This is a genomic window from Acinetobacter sp. YH1901141 (genome assembly GCF_013416935.1).
Classification (GTDB): Bacteria; Pseudomonadota; Gammaproteobacteria; order Pseudomonadales; family Moraxellaceae; genus Acinetobacter; species Acinetobacter towneri.
Genome location: NZ_VPEY01000025.1, coordinates 1 through 25,588, shown reverse-complemented (window position 1 = coordinate 25,588; position 25,588 = coordinate 1). Strand labels below are relative to the sequence as shown.

At 36.7% G+C, this 25,588-nt stretch carries 17 protein-coding genes and 2 pseudogenes; 14 read left to right on the top strand and 5 right to left on the bottom strand.

Annotation, left to right across the window (positions count from 1 at the left end):
• Nucleotides 1-58: 58 nt before the first annotated feature.
• Complete coding sequence (bfmS, locus tag FTV52_RS11910) at nucleotides 59-1,726, bottom strand: sensor histidine kinase BfmS (RefSeq protein WP_373683426.1); 1,668 nt, start codon at nucleotides 1,724-1,726, stop codon at nucleotides 59-61.
• 62 nt (nucleotides 1,727-1,788) lie between these two features.
• Nucleotides 1,789-2,505, bottom strand: a complete 717-nt coding sequence (gene bfmR / locus FTV52_RS11905) for a response regulator transcription factor BfmR (RefSeq protein ID WP_096902057.1) — start codon at nucleotides 2,503-2,505, stop codon at nucleotides 1,789-1,791.
• 589 nt (nucleotides 2,506-3,094) lie between these two features.
• Between bfmR and FTV52_RS11900 the strand changes: the two genes are divergently transcribed.
• The 5 genes from FTV52_RS11900 to FTV52_RS11880 all read left to right on the top strand — a co-directional run bounded on the left by FTV52_RS11900 (nucleotide 3,095) and on the right by FTV52_RS11880 (nucleotide 11,201).
• On the top strand, nucleotides 3,095-5,917 hold the full coding sequence (locus FTV52_RS11900; protein WP_154320990.1) for a ribonucleoside-diphosphate reductase subunit alpha: 2,823 nt from the start codon (nucleotides 3,095-3,097) through the stop codon (nucleotides 5,915-5,917).
• Nucleotides 5,918-6,050: 133 nt separating this feature from the next.
• Nucleotides 6,051-7,289: a tyrosine-type recombinase/integrase gene (locus FTV52_RS11895; RefSeq protein WP_179990873.1), complete on the top strand. Its 1,239-nt coding sequence runs from the start codon at nucleotides 6,051-6,053 to the stop codon at nucleotides 7,287-7,289.
• A gap of 2 nt (nucleotides 7,290-7,291) precedes the next feature.
• Nucleotides 7,292-8,695 (top strand): tyrosine-type recombinase/integrase, encoded by a 1,404-nt coding sequence (locus tag FTV52_RS11890; protein WP_179990872.1) that lies wholly within the window; start codon nucleotides 7,292-7,294, stop codon nucleotides 8,693-8,695.
• On the top strand, nucleotides 8,695-10,743 hold the full coding sequence (locus tag FTV52_RS11885) for a hypothetical protein (RefSeq protein ID WP_179990871.1): 2,049 nt from the start codon (nucleotides 8,695-8,697) through the stop codon (nucleotides 10,741-10,743). The genes FTV52_RS11890 and FTV52_RS11885 overlap by 1 nt, the downstream gene beginning before the upstream one ends.
• Nucleotides 10,744-10,784: 41 nt before the next feature.
• A complete protein-coding gene (locus FTV52_RS11880; protein WP_179990870.1) occupies nucleotides 10,785-11,201 on the top strand; it encodes a hypothetical protein in 417 nt (138 codons plus the stop codon).
• Nucleotides 11,202-11,543: 342 nt separating this feature from the next.
• On the opposite strand, the gene FTV52_RS11875 is transcribed toward FTV52_RS11880, so the two are convergent.
• Nucleotides 11,544-11,738 (bottom strand): DNA-binding protein, encoded by a 195-nt coding sequence (locus FTV52_RS11875; protein WP_179990869.1) that lies wholly within the window; start codon nucleotides 11,736-11,738, stop codon nucleotides 11,544-11,546.
• 116 nt (nucleotides 11,739-11,854) lie between these two features.
• Complete coding sequence (locus FTV52_RS11870; RefSeq protein ID WP_179990868.1) at nucleotides 11,855-12,358, bottom strand: hypothetical protein; 504 nt, start codon at nucleotides 12,356-12,358, stop codon at nucleotides 11,855-11,857.
• A gap of 93 nt (nucleotides 12,359-12,451) precedes the next feature.
• On the opposite strand from FTV52_RS11870, the gene FTV52_RS11865 reads away from it, so the two are divergent.
• From FTV52_RS11865 to FTV52_RS11835, 9 genes and pseudogenes are all read left to right on the top strand, one after another.
• Nucleotides 12,452-12,658, top strand: coding sequence for a helix-turn-helix domain-containing protein (locus FTV52_RS11865; RefSeq protein WP_179990867.1), 207 nt, complete (start codon nucleotides 12,452-12,454; stop codon nucleotides 12,656-12,658).
• A gap of 99 nt (nucleotides 12,659-12,757) precedes the next feature.
• A complete protein-coding gene (locus FTV52_RS11860) occupies nucleotides 12,758-14,239 on the top strand; it encodes a class I SAM-dependent DNA methyltransferase (protein WP_179990866.1) in 1,482 nt (493 codons plus the stop codon).
• Entirely contained in the window at nucleotides 14,236-15,354 is a 1,119-nt protein-coding gene (locus tag FTV52_RS14860; protein WP_179990865.1) for a restriction endonuclease subunit S, read from the top strand. The genes FTV52_RS11860 and FTV52_RS14860 overlap by 4 nt, the downstream gene beginning before the upstream one ends.
• A gap of 20 nt (nucleotides 15,355-15,374) precedes the next feature.
• Nucleotides 15,375-18,815, top strand: coding sequence for a DEAD/DEAH box helicase family protein (locus FTV52_RS11850; protein WP_179990864.1), 3,441 nt, complete (start codon nucleotides 15,375-15,377; stop codon nucleotides 18,813-18,815).
• Between the two features lie 37 nt (nucleotides 18,816-18,852).
• The gene (locus FTV52_RS11845; protein ID WP_179990863.1) at nucleotides 18,853-21,867 is read left to right on the top strand and encodes a TrlF family AAA-like ATPase; all 3,015 of its coding nucleotides are present in this window, start codon (nucleotides 18,853-18,855) and stop codon (nucleotides 21,865-21,867) included.
• Between the two features lie 310 nt (nucleotides 21,868-22,177).
• A pseudogene (locus tag FTV52_RS11840) lies at nucleotides 22,178-22,603 on the top strand (SAVED domain-containing protein); the annotation flags it as partial.
• Between the two features lie 954 nt (nucleotides 22,604-23,557).
• Complete coding sequence (locus FTV52_RS14760; protein WP_257220019.1) at nucleotides 23,558-23,680, top strand: hypothetical protein; 123 nt, start codon at nucleotides 23,558-23,560, stop codon at nucleotides 23,678-23,680.
• A 62-nt stretch (nucleotides 23,681-23,742) separates the two neighbouring features.
• On the top strand, nucleotides 23,743-23,877 hold the full coding sequence (locus FTV52_RS14855; protein WP_004972322.1) for a hypothetical protein: 135 nt from the start codon (nucleotides 23,743-23,745) through the stop codon (nucleotides 23,875-23,877).
• 139 nt (nucleotides 23,878-24,016) lie between these two features.
• On the top strand, nucleotides 24,017-25,300 hold the full coding sequence (locus tag FTV52_RS11835; protein WP_154320991.1) for a ribonucleotide-diphosphate reductase subunit beta: 1,284 nt from the start codon (nucleotides 24,017-24,019) through the stop codon (nucleotides 25,298-25,300).
• Between the two features lie 170 nt (nucleotides 25,301-25,470).
• Here the strand turns inward: FTV52_RS11835 and FTV52_RS11830 are convergent.
• A pseudogene (locus FTV52_RS11830) lies at nucleotides 25,471-25,588 on the bottom strand (IS30 family transposase); the annotation flags it as partial.

The window sequence follows — 25,588 nt, the reverse complement described above, 5'->3', positions numbered from 1 at the left end:
CAGTGCCTTGAATTGCACTGGTTTTTTTATGTCTAAAATTAGTTTTGGTGCACTCAATTCAAGTCAATGAATCGGTGGTTTTTTCTTTCTCTGCTGCGGCTTTTTTTCTTGCCTTACTAAACCGTTTGGCAGGCCAAACCATCATAAAACGTGCACCACCCAAGTTCGGACTCTGATCGACTTCAATTTTGCCACCAAACCAATAAGCAATGCGGCTTACAATAGACAAACCTAAACCATAACCACCTGAAGCACGGGTGCGGCTGTCATCTAAACGAGCAAAGGCTTCAAATACACGTTCTCGGTCTTGTTCGGGAATCCCCGGCCCATCATCTTCCACACAAACATAGGCCATGCCTTGTTCGTTAATACCGCCACTGATCAAGACTTTATGGTCACAGTAACGGACTGCATTGCCCACCAAGTTCTGTACCACACGGTGCAAGTAACGGCGTTCAGCTTCCACTTCCAAAGTCACAGGTGGGGCAATCAACTGAATATCTTTCTGGGTTTTTAAGGCTTCAGTTTCAGTGGCAACCTGTTCCAAGACTTCCAGTAAAACAATCTTTTCAATTTCTAAAGATGGCATGCCCTGTTCCAGCTTGGCGTATGTCATGATCTCATCAATTAAGGTATTCAGTGCCTCAATATCTTTATCAATCATTTCCATTTGCTGTAAACGGTACTCGTAGTCATCTTCCTCTGCCAGCATTTCCATGCCAAAACGGATGCGTGCTACAGGTGTGCGCAGTTCATGCGATACCGCACGCATCAGCTCACGCTGCGCTTCAATCAAACGCTGAATATGGTCTGACATGCTGTTATAGCTAGATGCCAAACTTGCCATTTCATCGGCACCATCTACGGGTAAACGCATGTTTAAATCACCCGATTTGGTACGGTTTAAGGCATAGTTCACTTCACGAATTTTACGCTGCATTGGCAAAATCAGACCATATACACCCAAACTCAACATAAACATACTCAGTAAGGTAATCCCTGCTGCCAACTGGAATGGCATCCAGTTAAACAACGGTACAGGCCCTAAAACCAAGACTTCTGAGGGTGAATTTGGCATCGGTGACACAATCGAGATGGTTGTACCACGCACGGTGGCATTGTCACGATATAAAATAATGCTGTGATCGAGTCTTAAACGCCCAATCTGTTCAGAATCGAGTGGCAGTTCCTGAATATTTTTAATATTGACCGGATAAGAAAAGTGCTGCTGAATTTTGGCTAGATATTCTTTTTCCTGACCCGGGTAATACACCAAATAATCTAAAACAAAAATCGGCAAAGCTTTCATTTGCCGTTCTGTAATTTTATCTGCCTTGATATATAAATAATGATTTGGATCATCTTTCATACCCAAAATAATATAGGCAATCATATTTTCGGCATTATAGCGCACAGCCGCTTTACGTTCTTTAATCCGTCTAAGCTCTGCGCGCGACAAATCTACTTTGTCTGCCTGCACATAGTAGATGGGCAATTCCAGCAAATCGGATGCATCAGAAATCCAGTCTTTCTTTTGCTGTTCGTTTTGCTGTCGTGCAATCCCTTCACTAATAATATAAGCCATACCATCAGTTAAAGACTCACGATATTCTTGCGCACGTTGATAGTTGATGATTTGCACCAATAAGTACGCCAAAATGGCAACTACTGCAACTAAGATCACCAATCCTGCATATATGCGCAAGAATATACTGTGTTTAAGCACAAAATCCGTCCTATGTGACTTATTTTATATGTGAGCCAGTATTTGACTCAGAAAAAAGCGTATTACATGCCGTTGGTTTCTTTAACGAACAAATAACCTTTACTGCGCACAGTTTTAATACGTTTTGGATTTTCAGGATCATCGCCAATTTTTGGACGAATACGTGAAATACGCACGTCAATTGAACGGTCTTGACCATCATATTCAATGCCGCGTAGACGCTCAAAAATATCTTCACGAGATAAAATACGCCCTGCATTTGAAGCCAATAACCATAACAAGTCATATTCTGCGCTGGTGAAATCAACCAATTCACCATTTAAAGTTACAGAACGACCACCGTTATCAATCACTAAATCATCAAATTCAATGCGCTGTGCCACTTCATCTTCAGTCACTTTGTCGGTACGGCGCAATAAAGCACGAATACGCGCCAACAACACACGCGGCTGCACAGGTTTTGCAACATAGTCATCTGCACCCATTTCCAGACCTAGCACCTGATCCATATCTTCAGTACGCGCAGTCAGCATTAAAATTGGTTGATGATAATGTGGACGAACTTCACGACAAATGGTTAAACCATCGGCACCTGGTAACATCACATCGAGCACCACAAGATCAGGTTGCTCGGCAATAATACGGCGAATCGCACGGTTGCCATCTGGTTCTACCCCAACTTCCAAACCATTGCGAATTAAGTATTCCTGCGTAAGTCGTGCAAGGCGTTCATCATCTTCAACAATTAAAATTTTTGGTAACTTTTCTTCTTGACTCATAACCTGTCCCTTTATTGGATTCGACCTATCCTTTTAAAATCTGAGAGATAGGTCTTGATATAATTTGCAATATACACACGTTTACATTGTAAACAAGATACTGTTCACCAAACTGATACATCTGCGTATTATTTTGTTATATTTTTATTAAGCATTGAATTTATAGCACTTTTCTAGTTTTGGTGATTTTTAAACATATTTAAGAAATATAAAGTTACAAAATGGGTATTTTTTGCACTAGATCAAGCCTTTGCCGCCTTTGGAAAAATTATCTCCTAACTTTTCAAGTTATCCACAAGGTTATCTATAAGCAGTTTTTCTGAGCTTTGCTATGCTATGCCCTTGTCTGATAAGGCTTATAGCCGAAAGGACAAAATTCGGTATTTTTGAGATAAATTTGAATCCTAAAATAGTCAAAATTTAAAAGAAAAAGTCAATATTGATCTACCCTCAATTTTCCCGTATCTTGTGTTCAATTCAATTTTAAACCACTAAGTCTTGTGTTTATCCCTCAATCACTGCGGCCTAAGTTTTGCCCAGTTTAATGGTCCATAAACATAACAATAGATGACAATGGAGCTATGCTGACATGAGCGTAATCACCTCAACCCCTGGTCAATTACAAGTGATTAAACGCACTGGTGATGTTGCCGCTTTTGATGCTGAAAAAATTGCAGTTGCAATTGGCAAAGCGTTTTTGGCTGTAGAAGGTCAACAAAGCGCCGATTCAAGCCGCATTCATGATCGGATCGAACAACTGACTGAAATGGTGTTGAACACATTCAACCGCCGTTTACCGTCTGGCGGAACTATTCACATTGAAGAAATTCAAGACCAAGTTGAACTTGCGCTCATGCGTACAGGCGAGCAAAAAGTTGCTCGTGCTTATGTCATCTACCGTGAACAACGCTCAGAAGCGCGTAAGCAAGCAGGTGAAAACCATCACCCGACGTTACAAGTGACTGATGCAAACGGTCAGCTTAAACCACTAGATTTAGGTGCGTTAAAAGCAACCGTGAATAAAGCGGCAGAAGGTTTAGAAGGCATTGATGTAGATGCCATCATTGATGAAACCGTGAAAAACCTCTACAACGGTGTAAAAGAGTCTGACATCTCAACCACCATGATGATGGCGACTCGTACCCGTATTGAGCAAGAGCCGAACTATACCTATGTGACTGCGCGTTTATTGCGTAATGACTTGGTAGCAACAGGCTTAGAATTTTTAGGTTTGGCAACAGATACACCTGAAGGCGAAGCATTAGAAACTTTCCTGAAAAAAGGTGTAGAACTTGATTTGCTTTCTGCAGACTTACTTGAGTTTGACCTTGCCAAACTTGCTGCAGCGATTCAGCCTGAACGCTCAAACCAGTTTACCTATTTAGGTCTGCAAACTTTATTTGACCGTTATTTCATTCACTCAGATGGCGTACGCTTTGAACTTCCACAATTGTTCTTTATGCGTGTGTCAATGGGTCTGGCGCTTAATGAAGATGACCGTGAAGCACGTGCAATCGAGTTCTATAACTTATTGTCTAGCTTCGACTACATGGCTTCTACGCCTACCCTGTTTAACTCAGGTACGCTACGTCCACAGTTATCAAGCTGTTACTTAACTACAATTTCTGATGACCTTTACAACATTTATGGTGCAATGCGTGACAACGCAATGCTGTCTAAATGGGCAGGTGGTTTAGGCAATGACTGGACGCCAGTACGTGCTTTGAACTCATACATCAAAGGAACAAACGGTAAATCTCAAGGTGTTGTTCCGTTCCTTAAAGTTGCTAACGATACAGCTGTTGCGGTCAACCAAGGTGGTAAGCGTAAAGGTGCGGTATGTGCGTACTTAGAAACTTGGCACTTAGACATCGAAGAATTCCTAGAGCTGCGTAAAAACACAGGGGATGACCGTCGTCGTACCCATGATATGAACACAGCCAACTGGGTACCTGACTTGTTCATGCAACGTGTCTTTGAAGATGCAGAATGGACATTGTTTACGCCATCTGAAACACCAGACTTGCACGACTTGACGGGCGAAGCTTTTGCTGAGCGTTATGCGTACTACGAAAGCATTGCCAAAGAAACTAACATGCTGCATAAAAAACTTCGTGCGAAGGACTTATGGCGCAAAATGTTGTCAATGTTGTTTGAAACAGGTCACCCGTGGATCACATTCAAAGACGTATGTAACTTACGTTCACCGCAACAACACGTTGGCGTAGTGCACTCATCTAACTTATGTACTGAAATTACCCTCAATACTAACCAAGATGAAATTGCGGTATGTAACTTGGGTTCAATCAACCTTGTGCAACACGTTCAAGGTGGTGTGTTAGACCGTGAAAAATTAGCACGTACTATTAAAACTGCAGTACGTATGCTCGACAACGTCATCGACATCAACTACTACGCTGTACCACAAGCACGCAATTCAAATTTGAAACATCGTCCTGTAGGTATGGGCATCATGGGCTTCCAAGATGCGCTTTATGAGATGAACTTGGCTTATGGTTCAGATGCTGCAGTTGAATTTGCCGATGAATCTATGGAAGTGATCAGCTACTACGCGATTCAAACGTCTAGCGACTTAGCGGTTGAGCGTGGTACTTACGAAACATTTAAAGGTTCATTGTGGGATCAAGGCATCTTACCAATTGACTCTTTAGACATTGTGGCGAAATCGCGTCCAGAACGTATGTTTGAAGTAGACCGTACACAGCGTTTGGATTGGGACAGCTTACGTGCCAAAGTTCAAAAAGACGGTATGCGTAACTCAAATGTGATGGCGATTGCACCGACTGCAACCATTTCAAATATTTGTGGCGTTTCTCAGTCTATTGAGCCGACATTCCAAAACTTGTATGTGAAATCGAACTTGTCTGGTGAATTTACAGTAATCAACCCTTACCTCGTTCGTGCATTGAAAGCGCGTGATTTGTGGGATTCTGTAATGGTCAATGACCTGAAACACTTTGAAGGTTCAGTACAAAAAATTTCACGTATTCCTGAAGAATTGAAAGCGATTTTTGCGACTGCGTTTGAAGTTGAACCACGCTGGATTGTAGATGCAGCATCACGTCGTCAAAAATGGATTGATCAGGCACAATCGTTGAACTTGTATATTGCAGGTGCAAACGGTAAGAAACTTGACCTGACTTATAAAATGGCATGGTTGCGTGGTCTGAAAACGACTTATTACCTACGTGCATTAGGTGCAACATCTGCAGAGAAATCAACCATTAACACAGGTGCATTGAACGCAGTAAAACCTGCAACTGTTACGGCAGCGCCTGTAGCAACTCCTGCACCAGAAGCGGCAGCAGCTGTTGATGGAGATTTTGCTCAAGCAGCACCAGTGCCAATGGCATGTAGTATTGATAATCCTGATTGTGAGGCGTGTCAATGACAGTGATATATATTGAAATGTATATATAATTAAATAATACCCTTTGTAAATCTTAAGCTTAAGCTCTTTACAAAGGGTATATTTTTATATTTAATAAAGTTATGGGATATGATAATCAGAAAACGTATACATTATGATAAAAAGAAGCATTAAAGAGTTTGTTGCAAGTGATGAACAACCAATGGTAGTACTTATTGATGAAGATAGAATTCCTTTGTTCTATCCAAATGTTTATGCCATGACTAAGTTTAGAAGTTTAGGACGTGCAGTTAGCACAACGGATAAAGCATTAAGATGTATTGGTGTTGCTCATTTATGGGCATCATTAAATAATATAGTTTTAGAAGATAGCATCTTATATTCAGATTTTTTAACCATAGAACAACTTCAAGATTTAGCTTTTTTTCTTAGACTAAATCGAAAACATCAAGATCGAATGATGGCCCAGAAAAATGAACAACCATCAATAAATTCGAAGAATATTGCAAAAAAAATTGAAAATCTCATCTACATGCCTAAATTAAAACAAGAATCAAAAGCCTCAACTTCAGCAGAAGAAGGTTCATATCGCATAAAGACAATTTTTAATTATCTTAAGTTCCTGCTCCAAAGATCTAAACACCGTCTTAACAAAGATAAATACAATGACTTTGAGCAACGTTTAAATTACTTCAGTTCACTAGGACCAAGAGTTTCCAATAAAGGTGATCAAGATGCACCAGAAGGGCTTTCTTCTAAGGAACGGAATACAGTGCTAGAGATCATAGATCCAGAACACCCAGATAATCCTTTCAGAAATGAATTCTTAAAGCATAGAAATCAGTTGATTTATGAAATTTTACTAAGTACAGGAATGCGAAGAAGCGAGCTGAGATATCTAAAGATAGAAGACTTTAATTATAGTAAGCACACCATCACTATTCGAGTTTCTAAAACTGTTGAACGTGACGTTAAGTGCTCCTCCAAGGCCTGTGAATATTTTCATAACTATATTACAAAGCATTTAAATAAAATCCCGTTCAAAAATAGAAAACATGGTTATCTATTTACAACCGAGACAGGTCAACATTTATCAAATGATGCAATCAATCTAATGTTCAGAACATTAAGGAAACATGCCAATATCTATGCGCAGCTCACTCCCCACACAATGAGAAGAACCTGGAATGATGTTTTTAGTGAGATGTTAGATAACATTCCAGAAGATCGGAGACCAGATAAAGAAAAAGAGAAGCAAATTCGAAATAGATTAATGGGGTGGAGTTCAATATCAGAAATGAGCAGTCGGTATGCACGCCGATCTATAAGAGAAAAAGCGGATGAACTTGGTGAACTACTAGCAAATAGTATTAATACTAAATTAGAGCATTAATTATGCAAAACGATCTCATTGAAAAAGAAAATCCAATTACAGAACGAACTGTAATATTACTTGATGGAAGACAAATAAATGCAAGACTATTTTCTGATTATGAACTAGAAAATCATGATCAACTTAAAATCAAGTTGAATTTTGGTATATTTTCTGAAAAATCAAAAGTTCATCATGCTTTTTCAAATATTATTGCAGATTTATTATCAACTCACTCAATCAGATATATTTCAACTATTCTATATGCATTTGAAGATTGGATGCATATTGAGAATAAAGCTCATCATGAAATACTAGATTTATCATCCTTACAATCACTTCAGATGATTAATCCCTCTTATACTGCTTTTATAACGCCGATACTAAGACGTTTATCAAAATATTATCCTCATTTAATAGATACAGAATTCAAAGATTTTTTAGAGAATACTATTAAATGGGAAGAAAGAAATCCTGCTTATTTTAAACTAATAGCAAATGATCCAGAAAAAGGTGCGTTTACCTTACAAGAGTTAGAAAGCATACATTCAGAATTCAACTTGGCATTCAGTAAAAATATTATCAGCTTAAAAGATTACACACTAGGCTGGTTCATGATCGCAACAGGAGCACGACCAGTCCAACTATCACGCTTAAAATTTGAGGACATACAAGTTATTGATAAAGATGTAATGATTAAAATGCCTCTCGCCAAAGGAGAAGGAATAATCGAGCAAGGTTATTTTCTTAGGAAAGCACCAACAATTTTAGCTGACTGTATAATTAAATATCTAGAGCAGTATTCCTCCTCTGATGAAAATTCAAATTTCTTCAAACTAAATCCAACCCAAATTAGTAATAAAACTACACAGATTTTCGAAGATCTAAACACTTATTCTTCAAGGTTAGAAGGAAAAATCCCCGTAAATGCATATAGATTCAGATATACCCTTGCAACAAGAGCTTTAGCAAGTGGCGCTTCAGATCAGGAAGTTGCAAGACTGCTAACCCACCGTTCTTTAAGCTGCATCCGTTTCTACCGTGCATCAATGCCAGAGCTACAAAAACCAATACAAGATACCCTAAATGAAGAAATGGGTTTTTTTGCTAACGCATTCAAGGGAAAATTAATCCCCTCTCTAGATGATGCAAAATTTCAAGACTCCGCAATTGCTGATTTTTTCAGATTAGCAGGCAAAACAATCGGTTCATGTGGTACACAAGCTAAATGCTATCAAAATGCTCCTATTGCTTGTTTAACGTGTCCCTATTTTGAGCCATTAATAGATGCACCATGGGAAAAGCTTTTAGATTACTTAGTCGAAGACCAAGCCAAAGAGCAGACCTTAAGAATTAAGGAAATCAATATACAAGCTATCAAGGCTGTTAAAGATATTATTAATCTAGTAGAAGCGGGATATAAATAATGACAACTGTTATAAATTTTAAGTCTGCTCAGGACACAGAGTCTCAAAAAAATTTAGAGTTTTTTATTTCAACAAACAAAAAAAACTTTATATTTCCTAACAATGACTGGAATGATAACATTTGGGATATTACAAGTTTTTTAAAAGATAAAATTAACGATAATAAATCAAAGAAAGTTTATTTCCGCTCTGTCACTGACCACGCAACATCTAAAAATGAAATCAACATTTCCATGTCAGAGCCACTAATTGATTTTGCTAAAGCAGTATTTTGCCAAATTATGCGAGAAAAAAAACTATACGAATACAAACGAATTATTTATGCTATTCAAGCTTTAGAGTTTGCCTTAATAGAACAAAATAATCCTGTATGTGTAAGTGAAATAAATAGTGATACTTTAAACTTGGCAGAATCTTATCTACGCTCTAAATATAAAGATCCATGGGTTTTTGCAAAAAATTTAGAATCGATTATTAATAATATTGTTGTAAAAAAACAGATAAATACAAAGATCTATAATTGGTCTACAACAATTACATATACAGCACCTGCAAGGAGTGATCGTACACAAAAAGAACATACTGAAGGCAGTAAATCAAAAATACCTCATTTAGAGGAAATTTTGGCACTTGCTGAAATCCATCATTCAAGTAACCATATCCCAGATAAAATAGTAACCTGCTTTGTCGCTTTAGCAATGTTTGCCCCAAGTCGAGGCTCGGAAATATTATCCCTATCCATAGATTGCATCACAAAGGCTTCTCAAGGTGATATAGAAATTATGGGTTTAAAATGGCGTCCATTGAAAGGTGGAGATCCATTAACCAAATTTGCGGTAAATAAAGAATACGAAGAATTAGCTACTGATGCTGTGAATTACTTAATTGAAATTGGCAAACCTGCTCGCGAAGCTGCGCGATGGTATAAAGACAATCCAAATAAATTATACCTTCCGCCTCATCTTGAACATTTAAGAAATCAGTCAATTACTTTATGGGAGGTTGCCAAAATTCTAGGAAAGGAAAATACCATTAAAGCATGTCATGCTTATAGATATGGATTTTCTAAACCAATAGGATGGACTAGTGATAAAAGTAGAATGTTTGTAAAAAGTCCTTGGGTAAATCTTTATAGTTTTGATGAAATAGAACACTTTATAATTAGCAAACTACCTCAAACATTCCCGATATTTGATGGCAGATCACAGCAATATTGGCATGAGTCATTATTTGTTTTACCTAAAAATATCTTAAGCCCCACCGCTGATTCACTTCTGAATGTACCTGAATCCATGGATATTGATAGGATTAATAAACAACTAGGAAGCAACCCTGACGGTCGCACAATCTTCAGTAGAAATGATAAGAAATTTCCTAATGAAAAACCGATGTATGTTACATCACACCAATTTAGACACTTGCTTAATACCCTAGCACAAGCAAAAGCACTCTCTCAGGAACTCATTGCATTTTGGTCAGGAAGAAAAAGTGTTAAGCAAAATGATGTTTATAATCATTTATCTCAAGAAGCGATTATTGAAGCTTTTACAGATCTGGAGAATCAGGTTGAGGCGATCAAGCAAACAGGGAGCTTAGAAGAAAAAGCACAAGCTATTGCCAAAATAAACTCTATTAGTTACGAGGAAGCCCTAAAAATAGAATTAGGATCAATTCACATAACTCAGTATGGTATCTGTCGGCATGACTATTCTCTCACCCCCTGTCCTAAAGATAAAGACTGTGGAAATTGCGGTGAATTTTCCGTTATGAAAGGTAATGAGAAACATAGAAGAGAGGCATCTTATCAAGTACAAATACTTGAAAAAGCCTTACTTGATGCAAAAGAAGCTGAACAAGATGGGCATACAGGTGCAAGAAGATGGATTGATGTCAATGAACCTAAACTAGAGCGTTGGCAGAAAATTAAAGCATTTTTGGAGGATGATAGTGTGCCAAATAACACTATGTTCACCCTAGCAGATTCATCAGACTATCATCAAACTAAAGTTGGTTTAGCTTTCGCAGTAAGAACGTTAGAGCAAAATTAAAATCCTAATTTTAAAATTATCTCCCAGGATCAAAATATCATATGACTACTGCACCTCGTTTAACTAAAGAAAGAATTGATATTGCTTTAAAGTTACTTGATGGATGGACTGGAAAACTGACCTGGCCCCGATTTTTAGCAATGCTTGAAATAGATCTTGGCCATAAGTATACAAAAGCGGCTTTACTTAGACATCCGAGGTTCAAAGATAGTTGGGATAAAAGAAGATGGACAGAAAATCCTGACAGAGATGGGAATAGCAATTTCAGCAATCAGGGACTACAAGTAGCTTTAGAAAAAATTAAAAAATTAGAAGCAACCATAAACAGATTAGAAAATGACAATAACCTACTCAACGAAAAATTTGTTGTTTGGGCTACAAATGCTGCAAATAAGGGAATCACTCTAGAGGAACTAGATAGACCAATACCAACCAATTCTACGAAAAATTTTCGTTAATAATTAAACTTTAAATTCACTTTTTTGCAGTAAGTCTGAAATCGAACTATAGGCTTTATTGGTTCTTTATTATGATCAAGTAATATTGGTATTTCTGTACGAATACCTGAATCATCATCTACAACTTTTGCAACTAATTTACACTGCACATATTAATTCATTTAAATGAAAATCAAGTAAAAATTAAAAGCAGAAAGCACCCTAAACATTGATAAAAGCATCAATGTCTTTTAGAATTGATTTGTCTTGCACCTTCAAGTAAAAGACAAATCCATAAAGACTCATGTTACAGCATGGGTCTTTATACTTTCTGCACTAAAAAAGAATAATTAAAAGTTTAAATTAATTCATATTTTTTTGCTCCTTAATACCCAATTTCACTGCAATTTTATGGCTTTCACCGCGTTTCGGAACTCTATTGTTCTTTAAAATTCGATAAACTAGGTCTGGAGAAAAATGATTATCTCTTGCCCATTCAGCAATGGAAATTCCATTTGCTGAAAACTCATCTCTAACTTGCTGAATCGATTTGATCATATCGGGTGAATTTTGAATGATGTTGACGAAAAAATAGAATATTTTTCAGGATTAATCAATCATTTTTTTATTGTAAGTTATTGTTTTTATTATATTAATATTATATATAATGGTTTTTATAATCTTCCATTATATATTTTAATAATGCTATTTATTGTTTTAATCTTTACTTCACAAAAATTAATCTGATAATCAATTTCTTCTTTATATTTTTGAATTGAATCACAAAATTCAGGGTAAGAAACTGCCAATTCATTAATAAAATCTACCTGATTTTTTAGAAAGCTTAACTCTTTGTTTATAATGTTTTTTTGGGTAAATAGTGGGTTGTTTTCATCAATATCAATCAGTTTTTTTCGCAGTTCTTTTAATTTTGGCGTTTCACTATATAAATATAATCTTTTATTACATAGTGATCTTTGTGCTACCAAAAAATCATTTTTCAATAATACTTGAATTGCTGTGTACATGCGCTCACGTAATCTCTTCATACTTAAAATGCGTGGTCGATCTGATTGTTTAATAATTAACCAAAAGCATTTTGATTCCCAATTTTTAATTTCATTGTTTTTTATTATTTCAACGAAATCTTCGGCTAAGGGAATATTCAATTTCAACATTTTAGACCTCTTTCATAATGAAAATGAGGATTATAAGCCGTGGATGTTTAATCCTCAATTGGTGATATTTCTGTTTTTTGAGAAATTTTTCAAATGTCAGAATTATCTACTGAAATTGGTCGACTATTACGAAAAAAAAGAGCGGAGAAAAAAATTAGCCAAGAAGCATTAGCATTACAATGTGGAATTGATCGTAGTTATTTGGGTCGTATTGAACGTGGTGAAGTAAACATCACTGTCTTAAAACTCTATGAGCTTGCTTCTGTGCTTCAGATTGATGCTAAAGAGTTATTGCCTTAAATTTCTCACGCCAAACCATGTCGCATCTCATTTAATTACAATAGCTTTTTCTATTAATATCTACCACAATATCCTCAAAGAAATTTGAGAGTCATCGGTGTGATTACAGGCGAAATTAAAAGCAAAATTGACCAAATCTGGAATGCATTTTGGAGTGGGGGTATTTCTAACCCACTCGAAGTGATGGAGCAGATGACCTATTTGTTATTCATTCGCCGACTTGATGAAATTCAGATTACAAAAGAGCGCAAAGCCAATCGTCTAAAAATAACAATAGAAAAACCAGTGTTCAAACCAGAGCAAGATCATCTGCGTTGGTCAAAGTTCACTACCTTGGGTGATCCTACTCAGCTTTACAATATTATTGCCAATGAAGTTTTTCCGTTTATTAAAAATCTTGGCAATGAAGATGACACCACATACAGCCATCACATGAAGGATGCCCGTTTCACTATTCCTACACCTGCACTTTTAACGAAAGTGGTCGATCTCTTGGCTGAAGTGCCGATGGATGATAAAGATACTAAGGGTGATATTTACGAGTACATGCTTGGTAAAATTGCATCTGCAGGTCAGAACGGTCAATTCCGTACACCTCGCCATATCATCAAGATGATTGTGGAGTTGATGCAGCCAAAACCAACCGATACCATTTGCGACCCTGCTTGTGGTACAGCAGGCTTCCTCGTTGCTGCAAGTGAATACTTAAATGAACATCACAGCACAGAAATTTTTGCATCACCTGAAGCAGCAAAGCGTTTTAGTGAAGAAACTTTCTTTGGCTATGACTTTGATAGCACCATGCTTCGTATTGGTTCTATGAATATGATGCTGCACGGTGTTGAAAATCCAAGTATTGAAAACCGTGATTCTTTAAGCGAAGCACATTCACATATTGAAAGTCAGTTTAGTTTGATTCTTGCCAATCCTCCATTTGCAGGCAGTTTGGATTATGAAAGCTGTGCTAAAAATATTCAGGCGATTGTTAAAACCAAAAAGACTGAATTGCTATTTTTAGCATTGTTCTTACGTTTGCTGAAAACAGGTGGTCGTGCAGCAATTATTGTGCCTGATGGGGTGTTATTCGGCTCATCTAAAGCACATAAGGATTTGCGTAAAAAGATTGTAGAAGAACAAAAGCTTGAGGCGATTATTTCTATGCCTTCTGGTGTGTTCAAGCCGTATGCAGGTGTTTCTACTGCAATTATGATTTTCACCAAAACTGAATCTGGTGGTACAGATAAAGTCTGGTTCTACGATATGCAGGCAGATGGTTATTCGCTAGATGATAAGCGTAATGAGCTAGATGCCTCTAAACACGAAAATAATAATATTCCTGACATTCTTGCCCGTTTTAAAAATTTGGATGCTGAAGCAGATCGTAAAGCGACTGAGCAAAGTTTTTTGGTGGATAAAGCCGATATTGCTGCCAATGGTTACGACTTGTCGATTAACCGTTATAAAGAAGTGGTGTATGAGCAAGTGGAATATGAAGCACCAAGTAAAATTTTGGCGGATTTAGAAGTACTTGAGCAGGATATTTTAAAAGGAATGGTTACGCTTAAGGAGATGCTTAAGTGACATTACGATTAAAAAAATTTACTGATATTGTTCAAGATAAATCAGGTGGAAATAAAAAGCTTCCCCAAGAACTTTTTTTGCTTGATGGGCAATACCCTGTTGTTGATCAAGGTAAAAAATTTATTGCAGGTTACATAAATGATCAAGAGTACTTGGTAAAAAGTACTGATTTACCTGTAGTAATTTTTGGTGATCATACGAAAGCTATTAAATTTGTAGATTTTCCATTTGCAATGGGAGCAGATGGTGTCAAAGTCTTGAAGCCTAAAGATGACTGTGATCCCAAATATTTATATCATTATTTAAGATATGCCAAAATTCCTGATGCTGGATATAGTAGACATTTTAAATTTCTCAAAGAATTAGAAATCCCACTCCCACCACTTGAAGAACAACGCCGAATTACCTCTATTTTAGATCAAGCGGACGAGTTACGCCAAAAACGTCAGCAAGCGATTGAAAAGTTAGATCAGCTTTTACAAGCCACGTTTATTGATATGTTTGGCGATCCTAATACATACCAAAATCGATTTCCAATTAAATCCTTAAAACAAGTTTGTACTAAAATTACTGATGGTGAGCATGGAACTGTTGAACGTTTAGAATCAGGAAAACTTTATTTAATGGCAAGAAACATCACTAAAAATATGACTTTAGATATAACTGAAGTTTCATACATTAGTGAAGAAGATCACCAACGAATTTATAAAAGATGTTCACCTGAATTTGGCGATCTAATGATTGTATGTGTCGGAGCAACAATAGGTAAACTATGTCTTGTTCCTGATATGGAAGAGTTTTCTCTTGCAAGAAGTGTTGCGCTCTTAAAACCTGATAATAATTCTGTAATTTCGCAATATTTATTACATCTCCTTGCTTCAGATTATATGCAACAAAAGATTTTAAATAGCAGAAATACAGCTGCACAGGCAGGATTATATCTTGGAAAGCTAAGTATCATTGAAGTTCCTGTTCCACCAAAAGAGTTACAGGAAAAATGGTCTAAAATTGCTTTAAGCATTGAAGATCAAAAACAAAAGCTTTATAAACAACTAGATGTACAAAATCAGTTATTTATATCATTACAAAACCAAGCATTTAGCGGAAATTTATAAAATATTTTGAGGGTATATACATGAGCAACTTTCAGTTTTTAGAGCCTGAGTTTAGCAAGCTAGCACTCACTGCAAAAGAAGCTGAAAAGCTTGTGTATATTTCCCCACAATTTGCCATTGCTGCAGCAAGAACATCGCTGGAAAACCTTGTTCTTTGGTTATATCAATACGATAAAAAACTCACTCAGCCTTATGACCCATCGCTCTATAACCTCATCACCGATGTAAAATTCAAGGAAATTATCCCACCCTACATTTGGGACAAAATGGATAACATCCGCATGGTGGGTAACAGTGCGGTACACGGTAAAAAATTCAAACAACTGACGACTGAAGAAACAGTTAAACACATTAGCCATCTGTTCCTGATCTATGTCTGGTTTGAACGTAATTATGGCTCACCATCAAAAGATCGCTCTCAGACCATTTTATTCAATCCTAGACTGATTCCAAATGCTGACCAAACACAGCAAATGGCAGCGAATCAGGAACAACTGCAAAAAGAAGTAGAAGCCAAAGAAAAAGCATTTGCAGAACAACACAAAGCCTTGCGTGAACGTGAACAACAGCTGTTTGAATTATCTGCAAGTTTGGAAGAACGCGAAAAACTACTTGCCAATATTGATGCTGAACGTGCTCAAAAACGTGCTGAAGTTGAACAGGCTAAACTTGCCAATAGTCAGATTCCTGATCATACCGACTACAAAGAAGACGAAACCCGCAAACTAAAAATTGATCTTTTACTAGAAGAAGCTGGTTGGGAGATTGGTACAACTGCAAGAGAGGAAGTTCCAGTTACAGGCATGCCAAGCCCATCAGGTAAAGGTGCTGTCGATTATGTACTGTATGATGCCAATGGCTTGCCTTTAGCCTTGGTAGAGGTTAAACGTACATCGGTTGACCCTGAAGTGGGACAGCAACAAGCAAAACTCTATGCAGATTGTTTGGAGCAGCAAACAGGTCAACGTCCTGTAATGTTCTACACCAACGGTTATAAAACCCGCATCTGGAATGATGTGCAAGGTGGTCCACCACGTTTGGTGCATGGTTTTTACACGCAGGCTGAACTAAAACGCCTAATTGAAAGACGCAAAAACAATCCAGATTTGGGGAGCTTTCCGATCAATGCGGAAATTGTTGAGCGTTATTATCAAACCCGTGCCATTAAAGCGATTTTGGCCGCATTTCAGCGTAAAGAACGTGCAGGTTTACTAATTATGGCAACTGGTACGGGCAAAACCCGTACCGCAATTGCGTTGGTTGATGTACTGATGAAAGCCAATGCTGTTCAGAAAGTTTTATTCCTCGCTGACCGTACCTCATTGGTCGTACAAGCGACCAATGCTTTTAAAGCAAATTTACCTGACTCTGCACCTGTTAATTTAGTAGACAGCAAAAACCAAAATGGACGGGTGTATTTATCTACCTATCAAACCATGATGGGACTGATTGATGAAGTGAATGCAGACGGCACACGTAAATACGGTACAGGCATGTTTGACATGATTATTGTCGATGAAGCCCATCGTAGCGTGTACCAAAAATTCGGTGAGATTTTTAAATACTTTGACAGCTTATTGGTTGGTTTAACTGCTACCCCACGCGATGAAGTAGACCGTGATACTTATGCACTTTTTGGTTTGGAAAGTGGTGTTCCGACAGATTATTACGATTTAGACCAAGCTATTGCCGATGGTTATCTAGTTCCACCTAAAGCCTTTTCAGTCCCCTTAAAGTTCATGCGTGAAGGTGTGAAATTTAATGAGTTGTCCGAAGAAGAAAAAGAACACTGGAATGAGCTGGATTGGGGCGGTGATGATGCACCTGAAGAAGTAAATGCATCAAAAATTAATAAGGAACTGTTTAATACAGGCACAGTAGAAAAAATGCTGCAGCACTTGATGGAAAATGGCATCAAGGTTGAAGGTGGAGATATGTTGGGTAAAACTATCATCTTTGCAGTCAATCAGAACCACGCCAATTTCATTGCAGAACGCTTTGATAAAAACTATCCACAATATGATGGTAAGTTCGCCCGTGTGATCACGCACTCCACCAAGTACGCACAAAGCCTGATTGATAGTTTTAGTAAGAAAGAGCTGGCTGATCCACAAATTGCTATTTCTGTCGATATGCTCGATACAGGCATTGATGTGCCTGAAGTGGTCAACCTCGTCTTTTTCAAAGCTGTACGCTCAAAAGTGAAGTTTATGCAGATGATTGGTCGTGGTACACGGCTTTGCAAAGACCTCTTTGCCCCAGGAATGGACAAAAAAGAATTCTATATTTTTGATTACTGCTCAAACTTTGAATATTTCAACGAAAATCCTGATGGTGCGCCTGTATCTACTGCTGAACCCTTGGGGCAACGACTATTTAAGGCACGTTTAAATCTTTTGAGTTTGTTGAATGCTCAAGACTATCAAACTGAAGAATTGGCAGCCGTCCGTCAAGACATACAACAAAGCCTACAAACTGAAGTGAAATCAATGAACAAAGATAATTTTATTGTTCGTGATGAGCTTGAGTATGTTGAGCAATTCCAAAAAGATGAGGCATGGAACAATTTAGATGATCTTGCTATTGGTACGTTGCGAGAACATATTTCTAAACTTCCAAATGAACTAGAAGCAGAAACACTAGAAGCCAAGCTGTTTGATATGTTGTGCTACAACATTGAACTTGCTGTGTTGAATAAGGATGCCAAAGCGGTACTTGCCTATGCGAATAAAGTGATTGAAATCGCTTCTAAACTGGAAAGCAAAGAGAATATTCCTGTTGTCGCAGCACAGATTAAGTTAATTCAGGACATACAAACTGAAGCCTATTGGGAAGGAATTACAGTCCCTATGCTTGAGTCGATGCGTAAACGTATCCGTGGCTTGGTTAAACTCATTGAAAAAACAACCTCTACGATTGTGTATTCCATGTTAGATGATGAAATCGGTGAAGCAACTGAAGTTGATATTCCAGTGGTTTCAAGTGGGGTAAATATTGCGCAATACCGCAAGCGTGTGGAGAGTTTTATTAAAGCTAATGAAAACCACATTACCATTGCCAAATTAAAACGAGGTTTAGCTTTAACCCCAACCGATTTAAAAGAGCTTGAGCGATTTGTTTTTGAAGCTCAAGAAGTTGAAAGCAAAGAAAAGTTTGAAGAATGCTTCGGAACAGAGCAAAGTTTACCATTATTTATTCGTTCATTGGTTGGACTGGATCGCCAAGCTGTACAGGCGGCTTTCTCTAAGTATTTGCAAGGTACAACCTATAATGAAAAACAGATTCGTTTTGTTGAAATGGTCATTGAACACTTAACCATTCGGGGAACACTACAGCCAGAGCAGCTTTACGAGCCACCTTTTAGTCAAATCCATTTTGAGGGGATTGATGGTGTGTTTACTGGTGGTGATGCTGATAATATTTTAAATGTGGTTGAAGCGTTTAATAAAGCAGTAGCATAGATTTAAATTTGTATTAATTATTTTTTTAGGGGGAAATATGTTTAATAAAGGATCAGAATGGCGTAAATGGGATTTACATATACACACGCCTGCTTCTCTTGATCAAAAATATGGTGGTAATAATGAGGCAACTTGGGAAAAATTTATAACGGATTTAGAAAATTTACCCGAAGAGTTTAAAGTTATAGGTATTAATGACTATTTCTTTATTGATGGATATGAACGTGTTTTAAAAGAAAAAAATTCAGGAAGACTAAAAAATATTGATTTAATTTTGCCAGTAGTTGAATTTAGATTACATGAGTTTGCAGGTGTAGAGTTTAAAAAGCTTAATCGCATAAATTTACATGTCATCTTCTCAGATGAACAAAATTTACCTTTAGATCAAATAAAATCTCAATTTTTAAATAGCTTACAAGCGAAATATATTTTAGAAAAAGAACAAAAACCATGGCACCAAAGTATTACAAAAGAATCAGTCGAAGATTTGGGTCGACAAATTAAGTCATCAGTTCCTCATGAAGAATTACATAAATATGGGTCAGATCTAATTGAAGGATTTAATAATTTAAACTTACATTCGGAGTCAATTCTTGAGGTACTTGATAAAAGTTGTTTTAAAGGGAAATATTTAATTGCTATTGGAAAAACAGAATGGGATGAGCTCAAGTGGACTGATGCTTCGATAGCTGTCAAAAAACATCTAATTAATCAGGCAAATATCGTTTTCACTTCAGCAGAATCTTATGAAGCTTTTGATAAAGCTAAGCAGAAATTACAAGATCATGGCGTCAATGATTTATTACTTGACTGTAGTGATGCTCATAATTTTTCAGAAAAAACATCAGATAAAGATAGAATTGGAAACTGTTTTACATGGATTAAAGCTGATCCAACATTTACTGGTCTAATCCAAGCTACCTTAGAGCCTCAAAATCGTATTTATGTGGGGGAAGTCCCTGAAAAAGAATCGTTAAAAAAAGGAAAAGGTAGTTACTTTATTGATCAAATTGAAGTTGTAAAAAAACCTACAGCTGTGTGTAATCACAAGTGGATTGATGGAACTAAATTAAATTTAAGCCATGATTTAGTGGCGATAATAGGTAAAAAAGGAAGTGGAAAAAGTGCTCTTGCTGATATTATTTCGTTATTAGGGAACTCTAAATCTAGCAGTAATTACTTTTCCTTCCTTAAAGAAGGACGATTTAAAGGCAAAGGTGGTTTTGCATCAGATTTTGAAGCTACATTAACTTGGTTGAACGGTACTAAAGATACAAAAACTTTAGATGCTAGTATTGATCATGAAAGTACTGAAAGAGTACGTTACATACCTCAAGCTTATTTTGAAAAACTATGTAATCCTGATAATGGAGATAATGAATTTCAACAAGAATTGAATTCCGTTATATTCTCTTATTTAACAGAGGAAGAAAAAAATGGTTGCTCGGATCTTGAAGAATTAATCAAATTAAAAGAAAGTTCATTAAATGATCAATTATTTTTATTGAAAGCCAAATTAAACAAATTAAATTCAGAAATTGAAGCGTACGAAGCTCAATCACAGCCAAAGGTAAGAAAACTTTTGGAAAACAAAAGATTATTGAAGCTACAAGAACTTCAAGATCATGAATCTATTAAGCCTGTTGAAGTTCCATGCCCTAGTGAAAACTTAACTCCAGAGCAATCAGCTTTAAAAATTCAGATGGAATCTGTCAATTCAAAAGTACTTGGATTCTCAAAAAAAATTGATACTTTGAAAGATAATATCAAAGAAAGCCAAGCAAAAATATTAATTACGAATAAGATAATAGAAAAAAATGATGCTTTAATAAAATATATTGAGGATTTTAATGAGGATATAAGTAAAGATTTAGAAAATCTTGGAATTGAAAATAACATCATTCAGTTCAGTACAAATTTGGAAAGAGTATTAGGTATGAAAGCTGAATTAGAAAAAGAAATCCCTAACAAATTAAAAGAAATTAGTACATTGGAGTCCTCGATTAAGAAGTGTAATGAAACTATCCAGAGAATAAATAGTGAATTATCAGAGCCATTCAAGAAATATAATAGCTACCTTGAGGTGCTTAAAACTTGGGAAGTGAAGAAAAAACAGTTAGAAGGTGATGAACTTATACCTGATTCACTTCATGGGATACAGCATCAAATTACAATATTTAATAATTTGCCTAATCAACTAGCAGAGAAAAAAAATGAGCGTAAAAATATCGCAAGCTCAATATATAAAATCTTAGAGTCAAAGAAGTTACTAAGAGAGTCGCTTTATGAGCCTGTTCAGAAATCAATTGAAAAAAATAATTTTATAAATACAAAGAATAAGTTCGAGTTTGTATCTAAATTAAATTTTTCTTTTGAAGAGTTTCTTGAGAATTTAACTTCTCATATTCTGCAACGTAGATTGGATTTTACGCCAGATAGGATTAAACATACTTTAGAAGAATTATCTCAAGATAAAGATTTAGAAAAACTGGAAGGAGTCATTGATTTTATAGAACAGCTTATTGATAAATTAAATGAAGCTAATGAGGAGATTGGTATCTCTGAGATGGTGAAAAAAAATATTACTCCGAAAGATGTTTATAATTTTATATACGGATTAGACTTTATTAAATCTAAATACTCATTACGTTTTCAAAATGTAGAAGTTGAAAAGTTATCTCCTGGACAACGTGGTGCATTGCTATTGATATTCTATTTATTGGTAGATAAAGATAAAACACCTATCATTCTAGATCAGCCTGAAGAAAACCTTGATAACGATACTGTTGTAAACTCGTTAGTTCCTATTCTTAATGAAGCTAAAAAGACTAGACAAATTATTATGGTTACTCATAACCCTAATCTAGCAATAGTATGTGATGCAGAGCAAATTATTTATACTAATTTTGATAGGGAAAATAATTACTCCATCCATTATAAATCTGGTTCTATTGAAAGTTACGAGTTAAATCAACATGCTGTTAATATTTTGGAAGGAACTTTAAATGCATTTAATAATCGAAGTAGTAAGTATTTAGGTGTAATTGGGTAATCCTCCCATAAATAACCGAAGTTAAAAGTAGAGGTTAAGCATCCATTATAGGCAGCCAACTTGTAAAAGTCCTCTGCCATTATCTAACTAAATGGTGTCTACAAAATCGGTGGCTATTCATCAGAAGCTTTGGGCGTTTCCCGCTCGCATATCTGAGCTGAAGAACAAAGGCTGATTGGTTTTATGTGAACTTCTTAAATCCATCTATCGTTGAAAGAAGAGAATCTAAAGCTTCAGCTTCGTTTATTTCCTTTAAGCGGAACAAATTTGCAATTGAGATCATTTTCTTTACACGAATTCTAATTTGAGGAGAAAACATAACGGTACTTCTTACCGCACTAATAATCATCAGCAACATGAAGGAAATTTTTTTACTTAAATAGAGCCTTTTGAACAACAAGGCAAAACTGAAGCGATTATTACTATTGGATTCCCTACCGCTATAGGTAACGATATCGAATCTGCTAGTCTTGACGTAAAAGGATTACCTAGATTGAATTTAGAAAGCACCAATGTGATTGATAGCATTGAAACTCTGAATCTTGCAGTTAGAGAGACTAAATCAGCTCTAGTTTCTTTCAAATCCAACAATCAATTGTCCAAGTTGCATCTCTTTATTAAAGCCCCCTCAGTATTTGCGATGGTCTTGGGACATCGTTTGAATGGGATTTGTGATATTCAACTTTATGATTGGATAGATAGGCAATATATACCTACTGTTATGCTTCAATCGTAAAAATAATTAAGCTGACGATTTTGCTTAGGATGCATACATAAGACTTCTTGCGTTAGTCAAAATTTAAACAGCCCAAAGCTACATTTTATAAGGTTTTAGCCAATTCAAAAATTTGGTAAAACGATACTTTCGCAAGAGGTCTATAGTGTCCAATAAATCATTATTCTAATTAAGGACATATCAACCCATACAATATGTCCTTTTTTATTGCTATAAATTTCTTAATCAATCGCTTTTTTTAATTACTTTACTACTTTTATTGTTTTTTCAATTCGTATACATTATTTGAGATGACACAATTTGAGCACCGTATCTTTCTTACTATATGAAAGTTGTTTAAAACTCTACATTGCCCAAGTTATTTAATTGTTTTCTCAAAGTGTAATTTATCGACCAACACAATATATAGTTTTTTTCAAGACCCTATACACCATATGATGTGTTCTATATAATCAATGCAATGGAACCACTATTTAGTTCCAAACAAGATACTGAAGCTTGTTGGTAGAAGGTGCTTTTTAATTAAAGAAAGTTTCTTCACTTATTGGCATGAAAAAATGTATACATTTTTTCACTATTTTTAGTGTAGATACTATTGTATCTAATTGTAATTTAGGAAGTTTATCCAATGTATACATTTTTAACATAAGCAGAATGCCAATAAGCTTCACTTGACCTCCCCTAACCCCTCCTAAAAGGAGGGGGGATTCCTCGAAGCAAATGGCTGGAGTACCCCCCTTTGCAAAAGGGGGATTTAGGAGATTTAAAAAATTTAGGCAATAAAAAAGCCCTCTACAGGCCGATCAAAACTCGTAGAAGGCTTTCAACCTCGAAGTGATACCAAGATGGTCACGACGAGGCTGGCATATGAGAATGCGATAGAGATTCTAACATTGAATTATCTATTGAGCCAGTAAGAGTCATCTTGATTTTGTATCCGTGAGGTATTGAGTCATGGCTAATAAAGCTGCTCGTAGTGCAATCACAGGTCAATACGTAACTTTGGAGTATGCTAAAAAACATCCAAAAACTACTGTAATTGAAACCGTGAAGCCAACTAAATCATCTAAAAAATGACTTTAGCTGTGAATCTTAGCTTTGGCTAAGATTCACTTTATAAAACTTAAAAGGAATCCACCATGCCACACATGACCCACAACTATATGTTAGGACTCGCGGTCTTGCTGGTTTCCTTTGTAGTGTTGTTTTACGCACCAATTGCTTACTTTTGGGTACAAGCGGCAAAACAACAGCGAAAGCAAAATAAGTCGTGAGCAAATTGGTCGGAATGTACATTTTTCAGACCAAGATGAGCAAAACTTAATTTTGCTTTCACAAATTAAGCGTATATTAAGACATCTCAGCGTAGCTGGATGTCCATAAAAGATATAAAGCAACGAAGAGAGAATTGATATGTCTATCCTAAGTTGGGACGATTTCGAAGATGATTCGCAAAAACCGGCTGCTCCTGAACACAAGTCTGCGCCCGTCGAGCCGCAAAAAGCGCATGATACGCAGATGGTATCTCATGCAGAGCAACCACAGACGCCTGTGGCAGCTGCACAACCCGCTGCAGCCCCTAGAAGTAGAGCAACAGATTCAACCGATCCGTTGGCAAGAGCATCTAACGCTCTAGATCAATTGGACGTTGCACCTGGTCTTGAAGAACTAGAAATGGGCGCATCTCGCGTACAGGTTGATGATAAAGCCATGATCAACTGTCGTGCAGACTTAAACCAGCTTGTACCGTTCAAATACGAATGGGCATGGCAAAAATATCTAGATGGTTGTGCAAACCACTGGATGCCGCAAGAAGTGAACATGAACCACGACATCGCGTTGTGGAAGTCTGAAAATGGTTTAACTGAAGATGAGCGCACCATTGTTATGCGTTCACTTGGTTTCTTCTCTACTGCAGACTCATTGGTTGCTAATAACTTGGTATTGGCTATTTATCGCCACATTACCAACCCAGAATGCCGCCAGTACATTTTGCGTCAAGCCTTTGAAGAAGCGATTCACACTCACGCTTACCAGTACTGCATCGAATCTTTAGGTATGGATGAAGGCGAAGTCTTCAATATGTACCGCGAAGTACCATCGGTTGCGCGTAAAGCAGCATGGGGCTTGAAGTACACGCAATCTTTAAGTGATCCTACTTTCAAAACAGGTACACCTGAAAACGACCAAATTTTGCTACGCAACTTGATCGCATTCTATTGTGTACTTGAAGGTATTTTCTTCTACTGCGGTTTCAGCCAAATCTTGTCGATGGGTCGTCGTAACAAAATGAACGGTGTTGCAGAGCAATTCCAATACATTTTACGCGATGAATCTATGCACTTGAACTTTGGTATCGACATGATTAACCAAATCAAGATTGAGAACCCACACTTGTGGACTGCAGAATTCCAGCAAGAAGTGATTCAAATGATTCTTGAAGGCACGATGCTTGAAATTGAATATGCGCGTGACACTATGCCACGTGGTGTATTGGGCATGAACGCAGGTATGATGGAAGAATATTTGAAATTCATCTGTAACCGTCGTTTAAGTCAGCTCGGTTTACCTGAACAGTTTGTTGGCGTAAACAACCCGTTCCAATGGATGTCTGAGATGATGGACTTGCGTAAAGAGAAGAATTTCTTTGAAACGCGTGTAACCGATTACCAGACTGGCGGTGCATTGAGCTGGTAATACAGCGCTGCGTCACGCGATACATATGCTGTCATTGTGCGACACATGAGTTGTCATTGAGAAAACCGCCATTCATGGCGGTTTTTTTATAGATACGATCTAGTATTTAATGGCTAGGTTGTACAAATACCTAAAAATTTGATTTTGTTTAATTTATTTATTTGGCGGATTCAAGCGGCAAGTGCAACAGTATAAAAACCAGCCATAACTTCACTCGGTGTATACCAACCTAGTGTTTTTCTAGGACGATGGTTGAGTGCAAATTCTATCTGCTCTATTTGTTCGTTT

Excerpts from the sequence above, each read along its gene's own strand:
- FTV52_RS14855 (WP_004972322.1), top strand. The coding sequence starts at position 23,743 with ATGCCACACATGACCCACAACTATATGTTAGGACTCGCGGTCTTGCTG.
- FTV52_RS11885 (WP_179990871.1), top strand. The coding sequence starts at position 8,695 with ATGACAACTGTTATAAATTTTAAGTCTGCTCAGGACACAGAGTCTCAA.
- FTV52_RS11865 (WP_179990867.1), top strand. The coding sequence starts at position 12,452 with ATGTCAGAATTATCTACTGAAATTGGTCGACTATTACGAAAAAAAAGA.
- FTV52_RS11895 (WP_179990873.1), top strand. The coding sequence starts at position 6,051 with ATGATAAAAAGAAGCATTAAAGAGTTTGTTGCAAGTGATGAACAACCA.
- FTV52_RS11880 (WP_179990870.1), top strand. The coding sequence starts at position 10,785 with ATGACTACTGCACCTCGTTTAACTAAAGAAAGAATTGATATTGCTTTA.
- FTV52_RS11845 (WP_179990863.1), top strand. The coding sequence starts at position 18,853 with ATGTTTAATAAAGGATCAGAATGGCGTAAATGGGATTTACATATACAC.
- bfmR (WP_096902057.1), bottom strand. The coding sequence starts at position 2,505 with ATGAGTCAAGAAGAAAAGTTACCAAAAATTTTAATTGTTGAAGATGAT.
- FTV52_RS11850 (WP_179990864.1), top strand. The coding sequence starts at position 15,375 with ATGAGCAACTTTCAGTTTTTAGAGCCTGAGTTTAGCAAGCTAGCACTC.
- FTV52_RS11900 (WP_154320990.1), top strand. The coding sequence starts at position 3,095 with ATGAGCGTAATCACCTCAACCCCTGGTCAATTACAAGTGATTAAACGC.
- FTV52_RS14760 (WP_257220019.1), top strand. The coding sequence starts at position 23,558 with ATGGCTAATAAAGCTGCTCGTAGTGCAATCACAGGTCAATACGTAACT.
- FTV52_RS11835 (WP_154320991.1), top strand. The coding sequence starts at position 24,017 with ATGTCTATCCTAAGTTGGGACGATTTCGAAGATGATTCGCAAAAACCG.
- FTV52_RS11890 (WP_179990872.1), top strand. The coding sequence starts at position 7,292 with ATGCAAAACGATCTCATTGAAAAAGAAAATCCAATTACAGAACGAACT.
- FTV52_RS11875 (WP_179990869.1), bottom strand. The coding sequence starts at position 11,738 with ATGATCAAATCGATTCAGCAAGTTAGAGATGAGTTTTCAGCAAATGGA.
- FTV52_RS11870 (WP_179990868.1), bottom strand. The coding sequence starts at position 12,358 with ATGTTGAAATTGAATATTCCCTTAGCCGAAGATTTCGTTGAAATAATA.